Origin of the sequence: uncultured Veillonella sp., assembly GCF_900545795.1 — a bacterium.
Lineage (GTDB): Bacteria > Bacillota > Negativicutes > Veillonellales > Veillonellaceae > Veillonella_A.
Window position 1 is genome coordinate 1 of record NZ_URAR01000024.1, and the last position, 24380, is coordinate 24380.

Below are 24380 nucleotides of genomic sequence, written 5' to 3' on the forward strand. Positions count from 1 at the left end.
TGCAAACTGCAAACTGCAAACTGCAAACTGCAAACTGCAAACTGCAAACTGCAAACTGCAAACTGCAAATAGGATTATAGTTTGGATTGTCTCTATGGCCTAGGGTTAAGAAAAATTTAATCCACGTACAGCCCTTGTTTTATTTTAAGCTAGCTCTCAGGCTAGCCTATTGTAAGCTTTCAAACTGTCCAATGGTATTCTGCACACTACTTCGCTGATAAAGGCCTTGCTCAAAACCATCTGAAAAGTAACTTCAGATTAAATCTCGCGGTCCAAAGCTCAAAGGAAGTATCTCGTCTAGCTCATAACTAATAATCTTGCCCTTAGGTCCTTCAAAATAAAGTCGTGGAATATTAAATTCCACCATCACCTGCCGGCAAGCGCCGCAAGGCATACAAGGTTCTTCTGGCACACCAACTATAGCCATGGCGATAAACTCTCGACGGCCACTTGCTATAGCCGTTTGAATAGCTACTCGTTCCGCACAATTTGTAAGCCCATAGGAGGTATTTTCAATATTACAACCTTGTACGGTAGTTCCATCAGCACATAATAACGCTGCCCCTACAGGAAATTTAGAGTACGGGCTATAGGAATTTGCCTGCGCCGCCTTAGCTTCTCGTAATAAAAGTTCAGCATTGACCTGCCTGTTTTTATTCATAGCGCTCCACTCCTTCCGCACTGACCTTAGCCAATACAAGGGGATGCCCTTTTGGAGCTTCACTTCCTATTGAAATGGCCTGTTGCAAAATCCCAGCCCCCAGGGACAATGTATCTTTGGAACTACTTTGCACATAAGCAATCGTCTCTCCAGTACTAACGGCCTCTCCGGTCTTCTTGAGCAAGAGTATACCTGCTTTATAATCTAAGGCGTCCTCTTTAGTATGACGGCCAGCCCCCAAAGCTAATGCCGCATCACCACAGCGTTGCGCATCCATTTTCACAATATAACCAGCCTGCGCCGCCTTAATAGGCATTTCATACAGAGCGTTAGCAAAATCATCTTGTAAAAGGGCACTCACATCGCCACCTTGGGCTTTGATTAATTCTATAAACTTCTCATAGGCCTTGCCAGATTCTAATGTTTCTTTAGCCAATACTTCGCACTCTTCATAAGTCCCTCGGCCGCCTAATTGTAACATATTAGCTGCTAATACTATTGATTCTGCCGTTAAATCCTCAGGCCCCTTATTAAGTAAAGTGTCTACGACTTCACGAATTTCAAGGGCATTCCCAATAGCACTGCCTAAAGGTCGATCCATATCAGTAATCAAAGCGATTACCTGGCGCTCATGTTCTGTTCCAATAGCAACCATCGTGCGCGCTAAAGCTATAGCATCCTCTATGGTCTTCATAAAGGCACCACTGCCCACCTTAACATCTAATAAAATAGCTTGGCTTCCAGCAGCAATTTTTTTACTCATAACAGAAGACGCTATTAAAGGAATGCTGTCTACCGTCCCCGTTACATCGCGCAATGCATATAATAGTTTATCTGCTGGCGCTAAATCAGCCGATTGCCCGGTTACAGCAACGCCCACGTCCTTCACAATGGCTAAAAACTCATCTTTGCTTAATGCTACATTGACCTTAGGAATCGATTCAAGCTTATCAATAGTCCCCCCTGTATGACCAAGGCCGCGACCAGACATTTTAGGCACTGGCACGCCACAAGCTGCTACAATAGATGCAATAATAAAGGTTGTCTTATCACCAACACCACCAGTGCTATGCTTATCCACTGTAATACCAGGAATGCTACTTAAATCAATTTGCTGACCAGACTCAGCCATGACCAAAGTCAAATGCGCTGTTTCCTCATCAGTCATGCCCTGAAAATACACGGCCATGAGCCATGCACTAATCTGATAATCCGGAATATGTCCTGCCACATATTCATTCATAATATAGCGCAATTCACTTAAACTATGAGCCTCACCGCGCCGTTTTTTTAGTATCAAATCAATCATGTGCATAGTCTCACTCCTAACTCATTAGAATGTATCATCTAAATGATCTTTTAAAAGCCCTACCGCTGCGCTCGCCCCAAGGCGCGTAGCCCCAGCTTCTAACATAGCCAATAAGTCTTCTACAGTGCGAAGTCCACCCGCGGCCTTAACAGCCACTTTAGGACCTACAGCTTGCTTTAACAAGGCCACATCACTTACAGTAGCGCCAGCCGTGCCAAAACCTGTTGAAGTTTTTATAAAATCAGCCCCGGCTGTAGTCACTACTTGTGCAATTTTTACTTTTTCTGTTTCATTTAAATAGCAAGTCTCCACGATGACTTTCAAAATACGCTTGCCGCATACCTCTTTAATGGCTCTAATTTCTTGTTCAATCACATCAAATTCTGCGCCTTTACTAGCCCAATGGGAATGACCATATCAATCTCATCAGCACCATCCAACAATGCTTGCTTTGTTTCAAAAATCTTAACTTCCGTTGCTGCGTAGCCTAAAGGAAATCCTATAACTGTACAAATAGGAATAGCCCCCTGATACTTTGCCTTAATAGGCTTTACAAATATTGGTGGGATACAAACAGACGCCGTTTTATATACAATAGCCTCTTCCACTAATGCTTCCACTTCAGCTAATGTAGCCGTAGGCTTTAATAATGTATGGTCCACCTGTTTTAAAATATCTCGTCCAGTAATAGGTTTCTTCATAGCGTATATACCTCCTAGAAGCCTTAGACTGTAAAATTCAAAATCCTAATTTATATTCTCTAATATATCAAAGGAATGAAACTATATTAAAAGAATGAAACCTGCTCACCTTGAGCGGCTTGATTCATTTCCTTACGCTTATCCTCTGTAATAAATGGCGTGCGCTGTAAACCAATGGAAGTAAGCAATCCATCAATGGAATCTACACGCTTTTCCTTGGCTGCTGCTACAGCCACTTGAGCGCACACTTCAGCGTCATCTAACGCATAATGATGTCTGAATTTATAACCTAAGTAAGCTCCCATAGTATTTAACTTATGGTTTTCTAAATTAGGCCAAACTCTTTGAGAGATCTTAACTGTACAAGCATAATACATATTAGGCCATTCAATATTGTAGTGGTCTAATGTAGCGCGCAATACGCCCATATCAAAACGTGCATTATGAGCGAGCAAAATCTTCCCTTTTAAATGATTTTCATAAATAGCAGGCCATAGTTTATCAAACGTCGGTTTATTAACTACTTCATTAGGTTGAATCTCATGAATGGCAATGCATTCAGGGTCAAAATTCATAAATGGGGGCTTAATCAAACTATAACCGCGTTTTGTAATAACCCCATTTTCTACGGTAACAACTGCTAAAGAGCAAGCACTATTAGCATATTTATTGGCCGTTTCAAAATCGAGTGCAACAAAATCTAACATATAATCTCCTTCTAACGTCTTTACATCATCTATATATTATTCATCAGTATAAAAATTTAATAAACTATATTTTTCGATATAGCCTAATTAATATTATATACCATATAGCAAGCATTAAGAAGTCATATTCTAAAATACGCACCATTAAGGTGAGCCTAAAGGACTTGTGTTTGGTCAATTTTACAAATGTAATTTGACTTTATCTATATTTTATGTAAAAATTATTTGAATATCTTTTTGTAAGCTCATATGAGACATATGAACTTATGCACATATGCTGACCTAAAAGGAGGTTTCACAATGGCAGATGATAGACTCATAGTGGCCTTGGACGTAGCTAGTTTAGATGATGTCAAAGAACTAGTAACTACCTTAGGCGATTCCGTTTCGTATTACAAAGTGGGCATGGAACTTTTTTATGCCGCTGGGCCTAATACAATTTCATATTTACGGGAGCAAAATAAATCTGTATTTCTAGACTTAAAGCTACATGATATTCCAAATACAGTAGCTCAAGGTGTAACCTCTTTAACTCGTCTCGGTGCGAAGCTCATTACTTTGCATAGCCAGGGCGGCCCAGTTATGATGGAAAAAGCCGCTGAAGCAGCTACCAAAGCAGCGCAGGAGCTACAAGTAGAGCGTCCTAAATTATTGGCCGTCACTGTACTCACTAGCTTCGACGATGAAGCTTGGACCGCTACAGGCGGGCAATTGCCAATTAGAGATCAAGTTGTGAAACTCGCCAAACTAGCTAAAGCCTCTGGCATGGACGGCGTAGTAGCGTCTCCATTAGAAGCGAAAGCCATTCGTGAAGCTTGCGGAGAGGACTTCCTCATCGTTACCCCTGGCATCCGCCCTAGCTTTGCAGCGGCGAATGACCAAAAACGTATCGCTACGCCTAAGAGCGCCTTACAAGATGGCGCATCCAAGCTCGTTATTGGTCGACCTATTACCAAAGCATCAAACCCACCAGAAGCTGTGGAATTGATTATAAAAGAAATGGAGGCAATCAACAAATGATGACTGAACAAGAAGTAAAACAATTATTAATTGATACTAAGGCCATTTTAGAAGGCCATTTCCTACTTACCTCTGGTTTACACAGCCCTATGTATGTAGAAAAATTCAATGTATTACAACATCCAAAATACACTGAACGCCTTTGCCAAGAATTGGCTGAACGCTTCCGCGATCAAAATGTTGATCTCGTTATTGGACCAATGACTGGCGGTATCTTATTAGCTCACGAAGTAGGTAAAGCATTAGGCACACGCGCCATTTTCACAGAGCGCGAAAAAGGTAAAATGACTCTTCGCCGTGGCTTCCGCATTGAGCCAGGTACACGTGTACTCATCGTTGAAGACATTGTAACAACTGGTGGCTCTGTACAAGAAGTAGTTGATGTAGTCAATGCATCTGGTGGCGAAATTGTAGGCGTTGGCTTGCTCGTAAATCGCAGTGGTGGCAAAGCTGAATTTGGCGTGCCAAATGAAAAAGTACAAGCCCTTCTCAACTTAACAGTTCCTACTTATCAACCAGATGAATGCCCACTTTGCAAAGACCAAGTGCCTATGACAGAGCGCGGTAGCAAACATATTAAATAATTTTACAAATTTAATCGGGATTAATTAGCTCATACCTAATAATCCTCAAAAACTTAACAATGCTAAACTGAACCTATCTATGAAAAATACATCAGTCGTGGCATTGCATAGGAAATAGCTAAATAAATAAAAGCACTGTTATACTAAAGCTCACTCTTTCTCAAGAGTAACAAGCCCTAGTATAGCAGTGCTTTTTTATTTTATAAATCGATCGATAGCCTCATTTAATTTCGCCAAAGTCTCATGGTCATTTTGCTTTACCGCTTCCACCAAGCAATGTTCAATATGGTCCTTCATAACCACTCTGCTTACACCTTTCACAGCAGAATCAACGGCCGCTAATTGAACTAATACTTCACTACAATCTCGCCCTTGCTCCACCATTCTCTTCACAGACTCTAAATGACCTATAATCCGCGATAGGCGATTAAGTACCGCCTTAGTTTGCGTATGGGAATGCGTATGACCATGACTATGCCCGTCATTACTATCCGAAGCCTGTTCATGCACATGATGATGTAAATGTTCATGGCTATGCTCCATAGTTACACCATGAGTATGTTTATGTGCTCCATCATGTGTATGTTCATGTGCCTGATTATGCTCCGTAGTTACACTGTGAGTATGTTCATGTGCTCTACGCTCTGTATGTTCATTACTATGTCCATCAGTGACGCCCATAGTACGAGCTTGTTTTTTCTCCTTCATTCGCCTATCACCACCTTATAAATAATATCTATTATACCATATACCAGGTGAGATAGGCCTTATACCATATAAAATCATCTAAAATAATAGCGAACTAAACACTTAACTATGTAACAGCCTAATCACTTAAGCCCTATGCTAACGCAGTAAAGTGGATAGTGACTAATATTCTAAACTAGATACGAGTCTTTTAAACGGGGTACTGACTAGCATTTCACACATTATGAGCTACCCATCCTACTGTCCTATAGACTTAGCCAATAGTGCCACAATACTATTTTGTTGGTGCCCGTTTTACATAACGAAAGGCTTCCATCAATCGCTTCAAGATATCACTCTTAGGCTTCGTCAATAGCTCCTCTACAGCTCCACTTTCAACAATTCGCCCTTGACCTATCACATACATGCGATGGCAAAGTGCTCTAACAAAGTCTAAGTCATGAGTAATAATGAGTCCACCTATATGCGAGGACTCTTTGATATATTTTAAATACGCAATAATTTCTAGTGCCGTCTGCCTATCAAGGGCTGAAGTAATTTCATCACAAAGTAGCAACTTCGGATTACTTATGAGCGCTCGCGCTATAGCTGCTCGCTGTCCTTCGCCACCGCTAAGTTGGCTCATATATTTATCGCCATATGGGACTGGCAATAATACGGACTCTAATGCCGCCTCCTCTATGGACATATCTCTTTCTTTAGCGTCTAAAATATAATGACTAGATGTAGGCACACAGCACTTCTCATCAGATTTGTCCTTATGGAATATATCTCGCCTAGAGCTCCTAGCCGCTTCTAAACTCCAGCGCAAAGTCTTCTTAGGATTAAAGGCACTTTGTGGTTGTTGAAAGATTGGCTGAACTATTGTACCTAGTTGAGCTAAACTAATTGACCGTACATCATGTCCATCTAAATATGCTGAACCTTCATATTGCTGTAATAAACCGCAAGCTATCTTAAATAAACTGCTTTTACCAGCCCCACTAGGTCCTACAAGGCCAACCCATTCCCCGGACTGAATTTGTAGACTCACATCCGATACAGCTTGAAAATGCTTCTCCCCCTTTCCATATGTAATGCTCACATGCTTAAATTCTAAAAGGGGCGCAGCACCAACTTCATTAGTGTCCTTTGCTAATGGCTTGCCCCACCGACTTACGGAACGATTAGTATCAACTGCTAATGACTCACCTCGGTGATTCACGGAACTACTATTTACTGGGTTACTATTCACTGAACTGCCATCTAAAGACAATGCACCTTGATGGTTATTAACTAGATTTAGAACACCCTCTCTTATTTCATAAATACGACCACCTAAATGAGTAAGTAATTCCTTTTGGTGAGTCACAAATAAAAGGGCACATCCTGTTTCCTTGGTTACACGCTTGAGTAACTCTACTAAAGCAATTTGTCGTTCTAAATCCAATGCAGCAGTCGGCTCATCAGCTAATAACAATTCAGGTTTTGGCAATAAGGCTACCAACAAGGCGACTCGTTGAATCATGCCACCAGAAAGCTCCTGAGGATATAATTTTAAAAAGTCCAAGGATAAATCTAAACTCTTAGCTAAATCCTGTATCCGTTCCAGCCCTGCAGTCCAAGATAAACCAATGGCTTGGCATATTTCTTTTATTTGATTTTCCAAAGTCCTTCGCGGCACAAAGGACGCAAGGGCATCTTGAGGCATATAGGCTAAGCGCTTACCACGAAGGCTTTGCCACGTTGCTTCACTTTGTGGTATAGGCTGTTCAAACACCTTGCTGTCTTGCCAATGAATCACCCATTCAGGGCCTAAGACACCACAAAGGGCTTTTAATAAAGTACTTTTACCGATTCCACTGGGCCCTACAAGACCGACTGCTTCCCCGCGTTTAACCATAATATGTGCCTCTTTAATAATAGAAGTCCCTCGATGGTCAATGCTAACATGGTCTAAATATAATACACAACCAAAACGTGTTTCTGGCGCTATAGATTTATCTTCATACTTAGCCAAATTTACAGCTTTATCTATGCTTTCCACTGAAGGACCTCCTTTCTTTTTTCAGACACCCACCGGTCCTAAACCTTATTATCTTACTATATCAATATCTTTATTGATTTCATAATAGTCTGATGGGTACGCATCAAAATGAGTGACATAAGCCTTCGTCACTAAATTCATCTTTAAAAAGGCTACATACACAAAGGCCTGGTCATCCAACACCGCTTGTGTCATATTTTGAAAAATACTCTGACGAGTAGCCGGATCTATAGTCTGGTCTAATTGCTTATCTAATTCACTAATTTTGGGATTATCATACCCACCCACATTGTCTACGGCGCCAGCTAATACATTGGTTTTAAAATAATATGAGCCTTCACCGGTAGGTGCTGTTACGAAGGCTTTAGCAAAAATTTCAAACTCACCTTGCTTTAAACTACTTAAATAGGAGTCTGTAGCATTCACTTCTACTTTTATGCCCATATCTTTTAAAGAACTTTGCGCCATTTCAGCTAATAAAGGCAATTCTTGACGTGATGTATATGTAAGCCAGCGTATAACGAGTGGCTTGCCCTCCTTTTCTACATAACCATCGCCATCTTGATCAACATAACCAGCCTCAGCAAGTAGAGCCTTCGCCTTATTTAAATCATAAGGGACCGTTTGCAATTGCATTTGGCCTAATGCAGTTGTATTAGGAAATGGACCTTCTCCTACTAAGCCATTGCCCTTTAATAACACAGTGACGAAATCTGCCTTATTAATGCCCATGGCTATCGCCTCACGAACTCGCTTATCTTGTACATTAGGCGATTTAAAGTTAAAGGCCATCTGATAGACCCTTGAGGTAGCTACTGAACTGATGCGATAGTCCTTATTGTTGTTGAATAAATCAATACTACTATAAGGTAAACCTTGTGCCGCATCAATGTCGCCTCGCTGTAATGCCATCGTTAATGTATCCCCATCAGTAATGCGCTGCACATCTACGCCATCAAGCTTAGGCTGCCCATTCCAATACGTATCATTGCGCACTAATTTCACAGTGCTATCTGTTACTTCAGTAGCCTTAAAAGGCCCTGTACCAATAACAATGCGATTACTTTCTCCAGCAGCTACATCAATAATCGTACTATAAGGATCTGCTAAATAAGTTAAAAGCACTGCCGCCGGATGCTCCGACTGAATAGTTACTTGCTGATTTTGTGCTGTAATCTGGCGAATTTTTAAATCTCTAGCCGCCCGATTATGCTTTGCCACCAACGCCTCTAGTGATTCTTTTACAGCGTCCCCTGTAAGAGCCTTACCATTCGAAAAGGTAACCCCCTCGCGGATGTGAAATTGTACAGTATGCGGATCCACTACTTCATAGGTATCTGCTAACCAGGGCTCTACTTCCATATGCTGTGAAAATTTCACCAAAGTTTCGCCTACACCATAGCGAATCGCACTCCAGCCTTGATACGCGACTTGCGGATTTAAACCGGCATTTTCCATAGCAGGACCATAAGCAGTGGTACCATAATGGAGAATTTTCTTCCCCCCATCTTGTTCCCCCGTAACGCCACAGCCAGCTAGGAGCATAATGACTGCTACGCCAAGGCACATAAGGCCCCGTCTATTAATACGCATCATATACCGATGCGCTGATTTTATACTAAACTTCATAGCCCTTCCTCCACTGTTCACAAGCTATATGTACTGCACCTACAGTTAATACAATTCCCAATCCAGGCCCTAGCACTAGCCATGGTGCCATTTGCATAACACTGCGACCAGCACTTAACATACTCCCCCATTCAGGCGTAGGCGGCATAGCGCCTAATCCTAAGAAGGAAAGTCCTGCCAATTCCATAAGGACAACCCCTAAATCTAATGCAGCTGTTGTAATTATGGCATGGTTAATATTAGGTCCAATGTAATGCCATAATATATGAAATGTTCCCTTGCCTTCTAACTTTGCTATATGTATAAAGGGCGCTGTCTTAAGCTCCTTAGTCAAGCTGCGAGCTAATCGGGCATATTTAGGACTATATAAAATAATAAAAATATAAGCTACTTTATCTAAGCCGCCCCCCAATAACGCGGATAAGGCAATCGCTAATACTAAGGTTGGCAAGGATAAAAATAAATTGCCCAAACGAACTACAAACCAATCCCAAAGGCCCCCTTTATAGCCGGCTAAAATACCGAAAACCGTACCACTTAACGCCGCTAAAAGAACAATGACAACACTTGTGCCAATAGTTACGCGACCTCCATATAGAACGCGACCTAATACATCGCGTCCATATTGATCCGTACCTAACCAATGAGTTGCAGACGGCGCCTGCAAAGCCTTCGTTAAATCTTGCGCATAGGGATCAGCCCCCCATATATAAGGGCCTATGAGAATGGCCAAAAGAATCAATAACAAGGGGATTAGACTTCGCTTATTCATGGAATTCACCTGCCTTTGCCTCTTGTGGGTTCAATCTTTGTTGCCACATATCAACTAGGCTGTGAAGCACAATGTAAATCACTGATACCCAGATAACATAGCCTTGAAGTACTGGATAATCACGACTTACAATGGCATCATAAGCGAGCTTGCCAATGCCATTCCACATAAAAATCGACTCCACAATGGTCACACCACCTAGTAAAGATCCACAGGACAAAGCCATCAACGTAAGCAGCGGTGGCCAAATAGCGGGCAACACTGTAAATCGCACAATGTGCCACCACGAAACGCCTCTTGTGCGCAAAGCCATAATATAAGGCTTTTGCAATTCTCCTAAGGTTAATGTACGAACTTGTTGAATATATTTAGCACTCATCCCTATAACTAAGGTCAAGGTCGGTAAAATTAGGCCTTCTAAACTATTTGACTTAGCAATAACCGGCAAGAGATTTAATTGTAAGGCTAACACATACATAAGTAATAAGGCCGTAAAAAAATTGGGCAGTGAATTCCCTAGCATAGACCAAAGGCGCAATACTCTGTCATACCAAGAATTTACCCTTAAGGCACAAAGTATGCCCAAAGGCAAAGAGCCTAGCAAGGTAATACCTAAGGCAGCCCCCATAAGAGTAAGTGTGGCCGGCAAATGTTTTGCCAATAAAGTAGTCACTTCTTCGCCATTTACATAGGATGTCCCCATATGCCCTTGCAAGGCTTGGCCAAGCCAGCGCCCATATTGTGTCATAAGTGATTCATTTAATTGCAATTCTTCGCGCTTGGCTGCTTGTTCCTCATAGGAAAGGCTTTGCTGCTGACTATATACAACATCAACTACATCATCCTGCGTCATATGCATGATAAAAAATGTAAGTGAGGTTATAAGGAGCAAAAATAATAGTCCTTCACCTAAACGGCGCACAACTTTAATCCACACAATCGATCCTTTCTCCCTGCTTCTAAAGCATTAGGTTAATTATATATTCTCACTATTTAGTTTAATAGTACTACTCCGTCTTGAAAAGCCACCCTAGGGGATATAAAAATAAAAATAACCCCCATCCCCGCTTACGAAATCCCCTAATTTTTCATATAATCTATAGTAACAATTAGTAATCTAGTACAATATACAAAGTATTTTTATCTATAGGAGATTTTATGACCATATTAAACCAAATCGAGTCCTATTGGGATAAACGAAGTAGCGATTTTAATGAGCTGCGCAAACAAGAAATGCATAGTCCTAATGGCCAGGCCTGGACACAGTTGATTTTGCAACAACTTCCCCCTCATACGCCCTTACGCATTTTAGATGTAGGTACGGGCACGGGCTTCTTCTCATTTTTATTAGCTCATCAAGGACATCAAGTTCTAGGCATTGATATGTCACAGCAAATGATTGACCATGCCAAACTCAATGGAACTCAATTTAACAGTAACGCACAATTTCAAAAAATGGACGCTACCAAGCTCGATTTCTCAACTAGCGAGTTTGATATGTTAATTAGTCGCAATGTCACCTGGACACTCCCTGATACAGAGGCGGCCTATGCAGAATGGTTGCGAGTCTTGAAACCAGGCGGCTTACTTCTAAATTTTGATTCTGACTATGGCCAAACCACCTTCACTAACACCAAAGGCCATGTACATGAAAATATGGAGCGAGATACATTAGACGAGTGTACTAACATAAAAAATAAATTACCGATTAGTCAGGAAGTACGACCAGACTGGGATAAATCAATTCTTACAGCCTTAGGAATTTCACAGCTCTTCATTGAGCCTAATATTCGCCCACTAGTACAAGTAGATGATAATCTAAAGTACGAAGACGTTCCCATCTTTATGATTAAGGCCATAAAATAAAGCGACCTCAAACGTGCAATACCTATGCTATATAGTGGACTATATTGTACTACCTATGCCATACAATATAGTGTAAGAACAACCGAGTATGGTTATTGAAAAGACATTCTCCCAATATAGTGTAATATCTATAACATCCTATTAGTGTGCTACCTATACCAGGGTATATAGGGATAAAGGCAATACTAAAGCCTAGTAAATGTGAAAGCATATATTGCTTCGCCAACGTTTACTAGGCTTTTTTCTTTTTATGCTACTCAACTTTTAAGTTTTCTAATACTACTCAATTTTAAGTGCTCTTTTACTACTCAACGTTTATAGCCTTCTTATACTACTCAACGTTTAAGCCTTCTTATACTACTCGACTTTTAGGCTTTTTGTCCTACTAGCTCTTAAGACTTTTTATCCTACTTAGCTTTTGCGTTTTCTATGCTATTTAGCTTTTAGACTTTTCGGTCCTAGTCTGCTACTTCTTTTTGTGTATAAGTTCACATCGTGCACACTTACTATTTAGCATAGCAGTTGGAATTAGAGCTAAATTAGCCCTAAATTACTCCCAATTCTTACATACATCGACCCATTTCAATGACTTTGAATGAATTTCTAATTCTGCTGGTGATAGGCGAATAGCACTATGTCCCGTGCCTGCTGCAGGATATACAATATCAAAACGCTGCAAGGAAATATCCAAATAGACTTTTACATCAGGCTTAATACAGAATGGGCATACACCGCCTGGAGCATGTCCAATATAACCTTCTACTTCATCAGCGTGAATCATCTTAGCCTTGCAATCAAACTCTGCGCGAAACTTCTGATTATCCACCTTCGCATCTCCTGCAGCAACAACTAAAATCGGCTCACCATTAGCTAAAAAGGATAAAGTCTTAGCAATTTGCTTTGGCTCACAACCTACCGCAATAGCTGCGGTTTCCACGGTAGCACTATCTTGACTTAAATTATGAACACGCTCACCTAAACCCTGCTCTTCAAAATATGATTTAATCGCTTCAAATGACATATTAATTCCCTCTTTCTCTTCTTTGTTCTCTTTTCTCTACATTTCGTTACAATAAACCTACCTCATGGATGAGCGCTTACCTCTTATGTATGGCACTTACACCTTAGCTCAAAAGCAATATAATGCAGATTAACTCGGCTTCTTACATCTCATGTATGAACGATTTATAGATTATACCTTATGTATAATCCTTACACCTCATATAAGAGGATCTGACAATTTACACCTGAAGCTCTGCTACAGCATATAAAGTCGCTTTACCTGCCATTTTTATACGCTCTGCTTCCTGTTTACAATATAAAGTGCCGCCACGACGCGAGGCCTGGTACGCTGTAATCTCAGTTTTGCCTAATTGTTTAGCCCAATACGGTACAATATGGCAATGCCCGGACCCGCACACGGGATCTTCAGGAATACCTAATTTAGGTGCAAAGGTTCTTGATACACAATCAATGCCCTTTGTTTTATCTTTAGGTTCCGTAGTTACATGACAAAGTAAACCATCTAAGCCTTTTATTAAATCTAAATTAGGTGTCAATGTTGCTACTAATTCCTCATCAGCAAGCACACAAAGCAAATCGCGTCCCATATAAGCAGCTAAAGGCGTTACTCCTAACGCTTGAGTCATGCGTTCCGTTACAAGCACTTCCTTTAACTCAAAGGCAGGAAAATCCATTTCATATAAATCCCCATGACGCTGAACGGTGAGCATACCGCTAAGGGTTTCAAAACTAAGCTGCTGCGCATCTGGCTCATAATAATTCATTATTACATATGCCGTTGCCAAGGTTGCATGACCACAGAGGTCAATTTCACTTTCTGGTGTAAACCAACGAAGCGCATAATTATCACCTTTTTTAACGGCAAAAGCTGTTTCTGATAAATTATTTTCGCTCGCTATATGTATCATCAGCGCCTCGCTTAGGAACTCCTCTAAAATACAAACCGCTGCAGGATTTCCATGAAATACTGTCTCTGTAAAAGCATCTACAATGTACTGTTTCATATATCTCCTTCCTAACTCGAACTCAATACTAAATCAATTGTACCACTATCTATAATTCAAACCTAGTCACTTTTATAATAAATAAAAATCCGAGTCTCCTTTTGGATAACTCGGATTTTCTTATAGTCTGTACGCTGTGTTAATTAGTCGCGAGGAATAATCAATTGGCGACGTACAACTTCTTGTGAGTGTTTTGTAAAGAATTGTAACGCCACTTCTGGGAACATAGCATAGGTCAACACATCTTCATCCGTAAATCCTTGGAATCCTTGTGTTTCTAATTCACGACGATATTTTTCTAATTCAGGTTCTACTAAATCAGCTGGACGGCAAGTAATTGGCGCCTCATCGCCGATGAGTTTTTTCTGTACTTCTTCATTAATAGGACCTGGTAAGCGGCCATATTTACCACGAATTAAATCTTTTACTTCAGTTGGTGCCATATGGTAGCGATCTAATCCATTAGCCATAAAGTTTACATTCATCATAGCCATAGTACCTACGATTTGGCTCGTTGGTGTTACTAATGGAGGATAACCTAGGTCCGCACGAACGCGTGGCATTTCATCCATTACATCAAAGAATTTATCTTCCATGCCCATTTCTTTTAATTGATTGCGTGTATTGGACATCATACCGCCAGGAATCTGATAATGACGTACTTCTGGCAATACTTCATGAGCTGGTATTAACCCAAATTCATTGGCAATTTCATTGCGCACACCACGGAAATAGGTAGCCAATTCGCGTAACGTATCTAAATCCAATCCTGGATCATATTCAGTACCGCGTAGCATTTCAACTAAGCTTTCAGTAGCTGGTTGCGAAGTAGCATGACCAAATGGGCTCAATGCCGTATCTACAATATCTACACCTGCTTCAATGGCTTTTAGATAGGTTGCACTAGCAAGGCCACAAGTAAAATGACTATGAAGGTCAATAACCATGTCATCTCCTAGGCGCTTCTTCAATTCTTGCACTAAAGATCCTGCATCATAAGGTGCTAATAAACCAGACATATCTTTAATACATAAAGAGTTAATGCCCATATCTTTTAGCTGTTCCGCTACGCTTACAAACATGTCATTCGTATGCACAGGGCTAAGTGTGTAAACGATGGTGCCTTGCACATGAACGCCACATTTATTCCCGGCTTTGATGGCTTGTTCCATATTGCGCGGATCATTTAAGGCATCAAAAATACGAATTCGATCAATGCCATTTTCTTTAGCCTTAGTGACAAACGCTTCCACTACATCATCAGCATAATGTTTGTAGCCTAATAAATTTTGGCCACGTAACAACATTTGTAATGGTGTATTTTTTAAATGGCTCTTCAAGATACGTAAACGATTCCATGGGTCTTCATCTAAGAAGCGTAAGCAACTATCAAACGTAGCCCCACCCCAGCACTCAAGAGCTTCATAGCCAAGAGAGTCGAGTTTTTCAAGGGCTGGTAACATTTGGCTAGTGCGCATGCGCGTAGCCAAAATCGATTGATGACCGTCACGAAGAACTGTCTCCATAATTCGTATTTTTTTTGATTTCATGCTTAGACTCCTTCCAAAAATAATGGGTCTTATTCTTAATGTATTTTACTTATTTTGTATTACTACTTATTTGGGATTACTACTTATTTTACATTTCTATTTTTTGTAATGTACTTATGGCAGTAATTACGCAGCTTACCATTACTTTACTGCTTAACTTGTTTTGGTGCTGTTTCTAAAATGATGCGGCGTCCATCTTTCTTCACTTGTACAGAAAAATCGCCATATCCATCTTTAAAATAGTCCATCTTAATTTCCAATAATAATTTGCCAATTTGAGTTTCAATTTTTTCTGTCAAAAACTCTCTATAAAAGGCCTCTTGGCTATTAGGATTGCCAGTTTTGCTCTTGTGAAATGCAGGGCGATTACGCTCTTCTTCACCGCGTAACATAGCGGTTTCAAAGGTTTCCTCCTCCACTACATTCTTAAACATATCGGCATCGCTAAGACCTTTTTTGATTTTAAACTTAGCCATTATATCTCCTACTTTCTCTTAGACTAAATAAAAGCCTAACACTGTGAGCACTGAAAGTCAAATCCCCTCATACCACGTTTATAGCATTGTACTAATTTTAGTCTTTTTACTAGTTTTAATAATCCCCAGTGAAAACTTACCTTAAGTTATATTATCGCTTTTTGCTTGAATCAGAATCTCTAGAGTCACTGTCTTTAGACTTGCTATCGCTGTCACTCTTACTGTCTTTAGGGCCATCTGTACCGCTCGGTAAGGTGTTGTTTTCAATAGCAGCTACTGTGATGTCCTTCAAATCTTGTACAGAGTCAAAGGTCTTGATTGTTTCAAAACCTACACCTAATTGCCCTTTGCTTAAGGATAACACTTCATCATCCTCATTTACTTTAGCAATGTAAATATTCTTTGCTTTATCCACCCCAACTAAACGATAACGTCCTGGTGGGTTAATAACGCGCCAGCCCCCTTCAGTGCCATCGAACATGAACACATCACCGGTGCGCACATTATCATAGAAGAAATGATCTTCATCATAGAATACAGCAATACGACCAATATTAGAGGCCTGCATATAGACACGACGAGTATCGTAGTTCGCATCCGTACGATAAATGCGATATGCATTTTCTGCTACTTTTATTTTCATATACACTACATTAGTAGCCGTTGAAAAGGCTGCATCAACGATTTTACTATCAGATGGCAAATCATGCATAGCTGTATCAACCTCATGTTCTGGCGATTCAGGGTCAAAGCGCGCCAAAACTACATTATCCTCTTCGCCACCATATAAGCCCATAATAGCCAAGTCGCGGTCTGGCAACCATTCAAAATAGCTTACAGAGCGACCTTTTAAGTCAATTTGTACAGGCTCTTTTTTGCCGGAGGTATATACCTTTACACTATTTTGTGTCACTACGGCCATATATTTGTGCCCTTGAGAATAATATTTACTCCCTTCCCCTACATCGGGAAAATTGCCATCCTTGTCTTGGTTTTCACTAGAGCTTACAGCAAAATCTGTCGTAGGGGCAAAGTAGACTTGATCCAAATAATAATAAATACCGCCTTGTAATGCAAGGCCCAGCACAAAGGCGCTCATTACTTTACCAAATGAATTCATAGGTCCTCCTATTTCACAATAAAGGCCGTAGGAATCATCCGTTCGCCCAATAAATCAGCAGGTTTATTTACAACTTTACCATTATAGAATAAAGTAGTACTTGAGCCACCATCAAGATTAGCGGCAATATAAGCACCTTCCGAATATAATACATCCTGCACATCTCGCAAGGTCGCCCCTGTCGAATAGCCTGGTTGACGACCATCAATGACTAAGAAAAGCACGCTGCCATCTTTTTTCTGACCAATAGCCGTACGCGGGCCAATGCCCCAACCGCCATCGCCGTCAGTAATCATCTTTTCACCATCAACAATTAATGGCGGTCCAAAGGTAATACCTTCCATAGCCTTCATATCGGCTAATTCCGTTTTGTTGTAATTACCAGCAATTAAGTTGCCATCCTTCGTAAAGCCTACAAAATCAACAGCTTCATCAGGTCCCACATCTTTGCCGATAATATACTCACCTTCTTGTAAAATAAAACCATAAGGCAAGCGGCCTGTACCCGTACCATTAGGGTCATGGAAGCCCCCTGCATTAATAGCTGCTACAGCATCATTATCTTTAGCAATATTACTTACTGTTTCACCCTTTTCCTGGATGTTTTGCGCCGTTGCTACTTTTACGCGACGAGGATCAGGAATTTCTAATATATAACCTACATAACGAGTAGATTCAATCTTACGTAATTTTAATGTAGAATCTTCTCGCGCTTTAAATTTAAACAAATCTTGACTGCGCACAGTACCTACAGTACCTAAAATCATATTGATTTCATCTTGGTCAAAGAGCCAAGTGATGTAGTGTGGATGACGAGATCGCATAATAGCGCCTACGACAGTGCGTTTTAAGTTGTCAAAGGGTCCAAATAGAACCACAACTGGGGATGTAATGGCGGTAAAAAGAAACATTAGGATGATAAATTTTACCCAACCTTTACTAAAGAATCGTTTCATGCGTAACTCCTCTATCTCTTATAAATCTGTATATTTTTCTGTAGTAATACGCTCTTTAAAATGTTCAATGTCTACAGCATTGCCAATCCAAATACGTTTTAGCGCATATGGATTATCGCCTACATGAACCCAACCTGGATTCATCGTTGTAGCTAATTTAATGCCATTATCAGCTACTGCTTTTTCTGTATATTCTGTTACGCGCCCATAAGGATAGCAAAACCATTGATTATCAATGTCTAATTTTTCTTTTAATGCCACCTGTGCTTTTACAATATTGTTTAATTGCTCGCTTTCAGATAAATCAGTCATACGAATATGGTCATATCCATGGCTCGCAATGGTAATACCATTGTCTTTCATTTCCTTAACTTGCTCCCAAGTGAGGCGTGTGCCCATATCGCCAGGATTGATATACACTGTGCCAGCAAAGCCATATTCTTTGAGGACTGGATACACAATCGTATATGTATCTTCGTAGCCATCATCAAAAGTGAGAACCACTGGTTTTACTGGGACCGCTTTACCATGACGAACATAATCATTTAGCTGCTCCATAGTCAACGGATGAAATCCATTGTCATGTAAGAACTTCATTTGCTCACGGAATAAATCTTCCCTAATAACTGCATCATTATCTCTATCCGGACCTACTTTATGATACATGAGAACAGGAATACCATCAGGTACAGCTGTAGGTACGTCTTCTTTTACTTTTGTAGCTGCCGCCTCTGTCTTAGTGGCTCCACCACTAGTAGTCGCCGTCTCTGTGCCACAAGCCGTCAAGATTAAAGCTAGGCTACAAAGCATACAAAGGACGAGTAGTAATCGCTTCATTTTTGCCTCCTAATTTATGCTCATTATTGTTTTTCTTTTACAAACACGAATTCAATCTATATTATACCACAAGGCACATTATTGTTGCATTATGTATTCATGGTTAGCTCCTCTATGCCTTATATTGACAGGGATTTTCACCCTTCGGTATACTTTAATTATAGACATAGAATCATATACTCTAACTATAGATACAACATCCTATACTCTAACTATAGACACAGCATCATATATTCTAATCTCAACAATAGGAGCTGGTATGTCAATGAAAAAATTAGCCTTAATCCAATTAGCCACTGAAGTAGGACATATTGATAAAAATTATGCCATGGTCCGCGAAGCCATACTAAAAGCAGCAGAAGGCGCGCCGCATATAATTGTTTTGCCTGAAACCTGGAATACAGGTTTCTACCCTACTGCCGACTTAATTAAAGAGGCAGATGCCAATGGAGATCGTACACAAGAATTCTTAAAAGAGCTAGCTCAAGAAACTCATTGTCATATTGTAGGTGGCTCTGTTAGTACGGTAAAAGACAGTCAAGTATACAATACAACCTATATAGTTAATCGTGCAGGAGAAGTTATTTCTTCCTATGATAAAGTTCATTGCTTCTCACCTGCCAAAGAAGATGTGTTTTATGCGGGCGGCATGGGCGTGCATAAATTTATGTTAGACGATTTAGCATGTTCCTCCATCACATGCTATGATATTCGCTTTCCTGAGTTAGTGCGTATGGCCGCCCTCCAACATATTGATATACTTTTCGTTCCCGCCCAATGGCCTACATCAAGGCTTGCACATTGGCGCATTTTAAATCAAGCTCGCGCCATCGAAAATCAAATGTTTGTCTGTGCCATCAATGGCTGTGGAGCCATAGGACGAGCTACCATGGCCGGCCACTCCTTAGTGATAGACCCATTTGGTGAGATTCTCCTAGAACTTGATTCATCCCCTAGTATCCAATACGTAATGATTGACCCAGAAGTTATAAAGCCAATTCGCGAAAAGATTAATGTATTCAAAGATCGTCGCCCTGAGCTCTATAAACTGTAAACAAACCTAAATAGATTGTATATATGAGCGCCAATATTTCCAGTAAATCCATGATTTAACACTGTTAGTCCTCTACAATCCATGATTTAACGCTGTAATCCTCTACTTTATATTTGTAGTGCCACTCTACTTTTAGCCTTGTAATTAAAATTTCTATATTCTTGTTACTTAACACAAATTTTCAAGAATATTTAATTTTGCAAAATTAAATATAATATGTCCTTTATATAGCCCTTAACCCCGTAGTTAAGGGCTATTTTAAGTTTACACCAGAAAATTTAAACCTTGACCGGTGCATTCCACTTGCACCTTTTGACCTAATTTGTAATTGCAAGGTAGACATCTAGTGCTTTTTAACGTATGATAAATTATGTTAGATGTATTTTTGTAATATATGTTTTGATAAAAACGTATATCGTTAGGGAATGATAACGGAGGCATGACTCATGACTGTCAAACGCAATGACAAAGAAAAAAGAGAGACGCTGAAGCAGTACCAACCAAAGAAGCGAAAACAGCTAGTACACGAAATTGGTACCCCTGACACCAAATCATTACGATTTACAGCGCTAGCCTTTGCTTCGCTACTAAATCCAATCCTACCTACTGTAAAACCGCGAAAGGCTGTAACTGGGGAAGCATTTTATAATTGCTTAGGCCTTAAAATCGCGCGTTTACGGAAAAGTAAGGGTTTATTACAACGCGACCTCGCTAAGCTCTCAGGAATTAGTATATCCTACTTATCGCGCATTGAGCGAGGCTATGCAGTACAGGGCGTTACCCTTGATATTTTATCCCATCTAGCAGATGCGCTACAGATTGAGATGCAAAATATATTTTCCTTTACGCCTGATGAAATTGCGCAAGCTCACTATCGAAGTGAAATAAAGAAATTCAACTAAACTATTAAAACAAAAATAAGCCTCTCATGGTCCCTATTACAGTGTAACTACTAGCTAGTGAACAACTAATTAAGCAACTAGCTAAAAATTATATGCCTGTAATAAGAGTCATGAGAGGCTTTTGCAATATACAGATTTTGGGTGTTTTGGTGTTTGTTTTTTGTTTTTATTTTACCAATCGATCAGGTACTTTCATTTCCATAAAAGCATACGTCCCATTCGCAATCATAAGTAACTCTTTATCTTGAAGATTAAGTGTGGAGCGAATTTCGCTATCCCGATTAGCTAATATTTTACCACTCCAGTTAGGGTCAATTAGAGATGAGCAACCAATAGCAGCAATTTCAGAATGATTTAAAGCGGCTTCTAAGTCTGCACGGTCACGAATATCACCAACTGAAATTAATGGCATGCGTCCATTAATTGTATCATGAACATAGGCCAACATCGACTTGTCTTGGTATTCCTCTACATTAGTTTTACGATCATAACGAGTTAACGAAATATGTAAATAATCTAATTTTTTATCCGCTAATTTATCAACTAGCCATAAAGTCTCTTTTAAATTGAAACCTGGATTAGTTTCTTCGCGCGGAGAAAAACGATAACCTACAATAAAGTTAGGCACATCCATAGAATCTACCGTATCAATTACAGTATCTACAACGCGTTCAATAAAATGATAACGCTTTTCTAACGTACCGCCCCATTTATCTTCACGACGATTGGAATGAGGTGAGAAAAACTGATGTAGTAAATAATGATTAGCACCGTGTAACTCTACACCATCAAAACCAGCTTTAATGGCTCTAACCGTAGCTTGTTTAAAGTTCTCAATAATCTCTTCTATCTCTTGGTCAGTTAGCGCTCTTGGCGTTTCTGCCCCTTCTCTTTCAGCTGCTACAGCGCTTGGTGCTACCGGCTGTTCTCCTTCAATTGTTTTGCTATCAGTCATGCGGCCTGCATGGAAAATTTGTAAAATTGCTTTCGTACCATCACGCTTAATCGTCGAAGCTAAACGGCTAAGGCCAGGAATGAATTTATCATCATATACGCCTAGTTCACCAGTCCAGCCCATACCGTTTTTTTGGATATTAGCTACGCCAGTAATAAATAAGCCAACATCGCCAGTACGCATTCCATAATAGGCAATTTCATCACCTGTAACAGTGCCATCATAATAGCTCATCCGCGTTGTCATTGGAGGAATAGCCAATCTATTTTTAATTTCCAAACCACGTTTAAATTTGAGAGTATCGGTTAATTTTCTCATTATTTACTCCTAACTAGTCTCTATCTTGAACATTTAAAATCCATTGGTTATGCTCTTATAAATGTATGCACATGCATTTATAAGAGCATAACTATATGTAAACGACATAGCTAAGTACCACGTCCCGTGCCTAGCCATATCGGAATCCCCATTTAGCCATAATCAGCTACTAGCATAATTATTTAATACTATAAAATGAGTGTAATACTTCTTCTACAATAGGCTCTGCTGCCGCTAATTTTTCTAATCCATGAGCAGTTATTCCTATATATACACCACGTTTATCGCAGCTACAGGAACCTCGCTCAATACAACCACAATTCACATCTTCCATACGAAGAATCATGCGCGACATAGCGCTTTGGCTAAGACCAACTTGCTCTTGCAAAGTGTTAAGACGCAATTTATGTTCTTCTGCACGTTCTAAAAAGTGGAGCACATAATACGCATTTAAACTTAAATTAATACGCGATTCTAACGCATGCTCTAAAGCTTCTGAAATCTCTCGCACACGCTTATAATCTGTAAACCAGCGCGTAAAAAAATCAGTCATACATGTCCTCCTTTCTCGATCCTCATAAAAATCAGATTATGTCATTTCATCTTATCTTTAAAATGCATGCACATGCATATACATTTATTATATTACACTATCACTTACAAAAAAGCAAGTCCCCTCAAAAATTTTCTAAGAAATTGCTCCCTCGATGTAAGTAAATCTTGTGTAATACAATTAAAACGCTCTACGCTCTAATTCCTAGCCTACTCAGCCTATACAATTAAGTAGTAATTTTCAATGTCTAAGAACTCACCATTTTTTACGCCCACTTCAGGTATGGATCCAGAAAATGTAAATCCAAATTTCTTATGTAGCTTTACGCTAGCTTCATTGCCTCCCGTAATAACAGATACAACAATATGAATACTATCATCCTCTTTAGCATAAGCTAAAATAGATTCCATCAACTTAGAAGCCACACCTTTGCGTCTAAAATCAGGCCCTATATAAATAGATAGTTCCACAGTTCCTGCATAGGCTTCCTTACTTCTATATTCGGATAAAGTAGCATATCCTGCCACAACATCATCGATAGTAGCTACGATTAAAGGATGATTTAATATATTATGCGCTTCATACCAAGTGGTCCATTCTGCTATAGTACGTGGCTCAATATCAAAAGTAGCTACACCATGTAATACTTCGTAATTATAAATATCTAATAATGCTGGTACATCTTCACGAACGCCAGTTCTAATTTTTATCTCACTCATGCTCTATCTCCTCAAATTAATACCCATCAGACTATGTTTCTAGCTGATGCAATAACGATGAAAAACTACAATTTAATATACTTTACCGGGCAAAACCATTCCCCTTTAGCTGCCCCTTCTATTAAACTGTAATGATTTATTATAACATACGAGGTCTACTAAAATCCTACCACATAAAGCTATAATTTATAAATATTTTGCTAGCATGTTTATATTGTAAATTTAACGTTAAGATTATATACATTTCTAAGATTAATGAATTGATAATTTTTGATTTATGGCGTCTTATTTCACTTTATAGGCTTAATTTTATGAGCCTATATGTAATCAGTCATCTATAAAGTAAAAAGGCCTTAAAGCTCAAATAATAGAGTTTTATAGGACTTTTAAATTAATCCCATTTACATATCTTCTCCATTTGGGCTGGAAGCTACCTTGGTGCAATACCAAGTATCGTATATAAAAAAATGCCATACCATTTAGTATGACCTATATAATAGCGACTTCCTACTCAGTGGCGGTAGATTTCTCTTCGAGAAATCGTACGAGCCGAACTACGTGACACTCTATGTTTTGTGCATCACTTCGTTCTTTCAAAACATGAGTTCTACGTATCTGTGTATCTGTTAGCGACTTACTGCTCAGTGGCTGTAGATTCCTCTGCGAGAAATCTTACGCCATGAGCTAAAAGACTGACTCATGTTTGTTCGTCGTTACCATGCCTTGGTACATTTTAAATACGTTCTGTTCGGATGCTGGCTATTCTTCTCCTAAGAATCGTACGCCCCGAACTACGCGATTCACTCTAATTTATTCGTAGCTACCGCTCCTCTAAATTAGGTTCACTGCGTATCCCTCGTCGCTTCTATTGTTCTTAGTCCATAGAGATACTTTTGCCATGTTGGCTGGAAGCTAGCTTGGTGCAATACG

The 24380-nt window shown here is 39.8% G+C and carries 25 protein-coding genes; 5 read left to right on the forward strand and 20 right to left on the reverse strand.

The window, feature by feature from the left end:
• Positions 1-253: 253 nt before the first annotated feature.
• The 5 genes from QZR90_RS08895 to QZR90_RS08915 all read right to left on the reverse strand — a co-directional run bounded on the left by QZR90_RS08895 (position 254) and on the right by QZR90_RS08915 (position 3378).
• Positions 254-661 carry a cytidine deaminase gene (locus tag QZR90_RS08895; protein ID WP_295791092.1) on the reverse strand — a complete coding sequence of 136 codons (408 nt, stop codon included), beginning with the start codon at positions 659-661 and terminating at the stop codon, positions 254-256.
• Positions 654-1976 carry a thymidine phosphorylase gene (locus QZR90_RS08900; RefSeq protein WP_295791094.1) on the reverse strand — a complete coding sequence of 441 codons (1323 nt, stop codon included), beginning with the start codon at positions 1974-1976 and terminating at the stop codon, positions 654-656. Before QZR90_RS08900 ends, QZR90_RS08895 begins: the two co-directional genes overlap by 8 nt.
• 18 nt (positions 1977-1994) lie before the next feature.
• Positions 1995-2345, reverse strand: coding sequence for a deoxyribose-phosphate aldolase (gene deoC / locus QZR90_RS08905; RefSeq protein WP_295791097.1), 351 nt, complete (start codon positions 2343-2345; stop codon positions 1995-1997).
• On the reverse strand, positions 2342-2671 hold the full coding sequence (locus QZR90_RS08910; RefSeq protein WP_295791102.1) for a hypothetical protein: 330 nt from the start codon (positions 2669-2671) through the stop codon (positions 2342-2344). Before QZR90_RS08910 ends, deoC begins: the two co-directional genes overlap by 4 nt.
• Before the next feature lie 86 nt (positions 2672-2757).
• The gene (locus tag QZR90_RS08915) at positions 2758-3378 is read right to left on the reverse strand and encodes a 3'-5' exonuclease (RefSeq protein WP_295791105.1); all 621 of its coding nucleotides are present in this window, start codon (positions 3376-3378) and stop codon (positions 2758-2760) included.
• A gap of 300 nt (positions 3379-3678) precedes the next feature.
• Here QZR90_RS08915 and pyrF point away from each other — a divergent pair, with 300 nt between their 5' ends.
• Together pyrF and pyrE are read left to right on the forward strand one after the other, a co-directional pair.
• Positions 3679-4398 carry an orotidine-5'-phosphate decarboxylase gene (pyrF, locus tag QZR90_RS08920; RefSeq protein WP_295791108.1) on the forward strand — a complete coding sequence of 240 codons (720 nt, stop codon included), beginning with the start codon at positions 3679-3681 and terminating at the stop codon, positions 4396-4398.
• Positions 4395-4982 (forward strand): orotate phosphoribosyltransferase, encoded by a 588-nt coding sequence (gene pyrE / locus QZR90_RS08925; RefSeq protein WP_295791111.1) that lies wholly within the window; start codon positions 4395-4397, stop codon positions 4980-4982. The genes pyrF and pyrE overlap by 4 nt, the downstream gene beginning before the upstream one ends.
• A 195-nt stretch (positions 4983-5177) precedes the next feature.
• On the opposite strand, the gene QZR90_RS08930 is transcribed toward pyrE, so the two are convergent.
• The 5 genes from QZR90_RS08930 to QZR90_RS08950 form a co-directional block, all read right to left on the reverse strand.
• The gene (locus tag QZR90_RS08930; RefSeq protein WP_295791113.1) at positions 5178-5690 is read right to left on the reverse strand and encodes a metal-sensing transcriptional repressor; all 513 of its coding nucleotides are present in this window, start codon (positions 5688-5690) and stop codon (positions 5178-5180) included.
• A 274-nt stretch (positions 5691-5964) separates the two neighbouring features.
• Positions 5965-7716 (reverse strand): ABC transporter ATP-binding protein, encoded by a 1752-nt coding sequence (locus QZR90_RS08935; RefSeq protein ID WP_295791117.1) that lies wholly within the window; start codon positions 7714-7716, stop codon positions 5965-5967.
• A 48-nt stretch (positions 7717-7764) separates the two neighbouring features.
• On the reverse strand, positions 7765-9345 hold the full coding sequence (locus QZR90_RS08940) for an ABC transporter substrate-binding protein (protein WP_295791120.1): 1581 nt from the start codon (positions 9343-9345) through the stop codon (positions 7765-7767).
• Positions 9335-10117, reverse strand: a complete 783-nt coding sequence (locus tag QZR90_RS08945; RefSeq protein WP_295791122.1) for an ABC transporter permease — start codon at positions 10115-10117, stop codon at positions 9335-9337. The genes QZR90_RS08940 and QZR90_RS08945 overlap by 11 nt, the downstream gene beginning before the upstream one ends.
• Positions 10110-11054 carry an ABC transporter permease gene (locus QZR90_RS08950; RefSeq protein WP_295791125.1) on the reverse strand — a complete coding sequence of 315 codons (945 nt, stop codon included), beginning with the start codon at positions 11052-11054 and terminating at the stop codon, positions 10110-10112. The genes QZR90_RS08945 and QZR90_RS08950 overlap by 8 nt, the downstream gene beginning before the upstream one ends.
• 221 nt (positions 11055-11275) lie before the next feature.
• Between QZR90_RS08950 and QZR90_RS08955 the strand changes: the two genes are divergently transcribed.
• Positions 11276-11983 carry a class I SAM-dependent methyltransferase gene (locus QZR90_RS08955; RefSeq protein WP_295791128.1) on the forward strand — a complete coding sequence of 236 codons (708 nt, stop codon included), beginning with the start codon at positions 11276-11278 and terminating at the stop codon, positions 11981-11983.
• A 550-nt stretch (positions 11984-12533) separates the two neighbouring features.
• On the opposite strand, the gene QZR90_RS08960 is transcribed toward QZR90_RS08955, so the two are convergent.
• From QZR90_RS08960 to QZR90_RS08990, 7 genes are all read right to left on the reverse strand, one after another.
• Positions 12534-13004 carry a YbaK/EbsC family protein gene (locus tag QZR90_RS08960; protein WP_295791131.1) on the reverse strand — a complete coding sequence of 157 codons (471 nt, stop codon included), beginning with the start codon at positions 13002-13004 and terminating at the stop codon, positions 12534-12536.
• A 220-nt stretch (positions 13005-13224) separates the two neighbouring features.
• A complete protein-coding gene (locus QZR90_RS08965) occupies positions 13225-14010 on the reverse strand; it encodes a PhzF family phenazine biosynthesis protein (protein WP_295791134.1) in 786 nt (261 codons plus the stop codon).
• Between the two features lie 143 nt (positions 14011-14153).
• Entirely contained in the window at positions 14154-15560 is a 1407-nt protein-coding gene (locus tag QZR90_RS08970; protein WP_295791139.1) for a pyruvate carboxylase subunit B, read from the reverse strand.
• A gap of 146 nt (positions 15561-15706) precedes the next feature.
• On the reverse strand, positions 15707-16036 hold the full coding sequence (locus QZR90_RS08975) for a hypothetical protein (RefSeq protein ID WP_295791143.1): 330 nt from the start codon (positions 16034-16036) through the stop codon (positions 15707-15709).
• A 151-nt stretch (positions 16037-16187) separates the two neighbouring features.
• The gene (locus tag QZR90_RS08980) at positions 16188-17156 is read right to left on the reverse strand and encodes a hypothetical protein (protein WP_295791145.1); all 969 of its coding nucleotides are present in this window, start codon (positions 17154-17156) and stop codon (positions 16188-16190) included.
• An 8-nt stretch (positions 17157-17164) separates the two neighbouring features.
• On the reverse strand, positions 17165-18112 hold the full coding sequence (locus QZR90_RS08985; RefSeq protein ID WP_295791147.1) for a phosphodiester glycosidase family protein: 948 nt from the start codon (positions 18110-18112) through the stop codon (positions 17165-17167).
• Between the two features lie 18 nt (positions 18113-18130).
• Positions 18131-18949, reverse strand: coding sequence for a polysaccharide deacetylase family protein (locus tag QZR90_RS08990; protein ID WP_295791150.1), 819 nt, complete (start codon positions 18947-18949; stop codon positions 18131-18133).
• Between the two features lie 259 nt (positions 18950-19208).
• On the opposite strand from QZR90_RS08990, the gene QZR90_RS08995 reads away from it, so the two are divergent.
• Together QZR90_RS08995 and QZR90_RS09000 are read left to right on the forward strand one after the other, a co-directional pair.
• Complete coding sequence (locus QZR90_RS08995; protein ID WP_295791152.1) at positions 19209-20003, forward strand: carbon-nitrogen family hydrolase; 795 nt, start codon at positions 19209-19211, stop codon at positions 20001-20003.
• Between the two features lie 446 nt (positions 20004-20449).
• Positions 20450-20905 (forward strand): helix-turn-helix domain-containing protein, encoded by a 456-nt coding sequence (locus QZR90_RS09000; protein ID WP_295791154.1) that lies wholly within the window; start codon positions 20450-20452, stop codon positions 20903-20905.
• 166 nt (positions 20906-21071) lie between these two features.
• On the opposite strand, the gene QZR90_RS09005 is transcribed toward QZR90_RS09000, so the two are convergent.
• The 3 genes from QZR90_RS09005 to QZR90_RS09015 all read right to left on the reverse strand — a co-directional run bounded on the left by QZR90_RS09005 (position 21072) and on the right by QZR90_RS09015 (position 23450).
• Positions 21072-22178, reverse strand: coding sequence for an NADH-dependent flavin oxidoreductase (locus QZR90_RS09005; RefSeq protein ID WP_295791158.1), 1107 nt, complete (start codon positions 22176-22178; stop codon positions 21072-21074).
• Positions 22179-22356: 178 nt separating this feature from the next.
• The gene (locus tag QZR90_RS09010) at positions 22357-22731 is read right to left on the reverse strand and encodes a MarR family winged helix-turn-helix transcriptional regulator (protein ID WP_295791161.1); all 375 of its coding nucleotides are present in this window, start codon (positions 22729-22731) and stop codon (positions 22357-22359) included.
• A gap of 218 nt (positions 22732-22949) precedes the next feature.
• Entirely contained in the window at positions 22950-23450 is a 501-nt protein-coding gene (locus tag QZR90_RS09015) for a GNAT family N-acetyltransferase (protein ID WP_295791163.1), read from the reverse strand.
• Between the last annotated feature and the right edge of the window lie 930 nt (positions 23451-24380).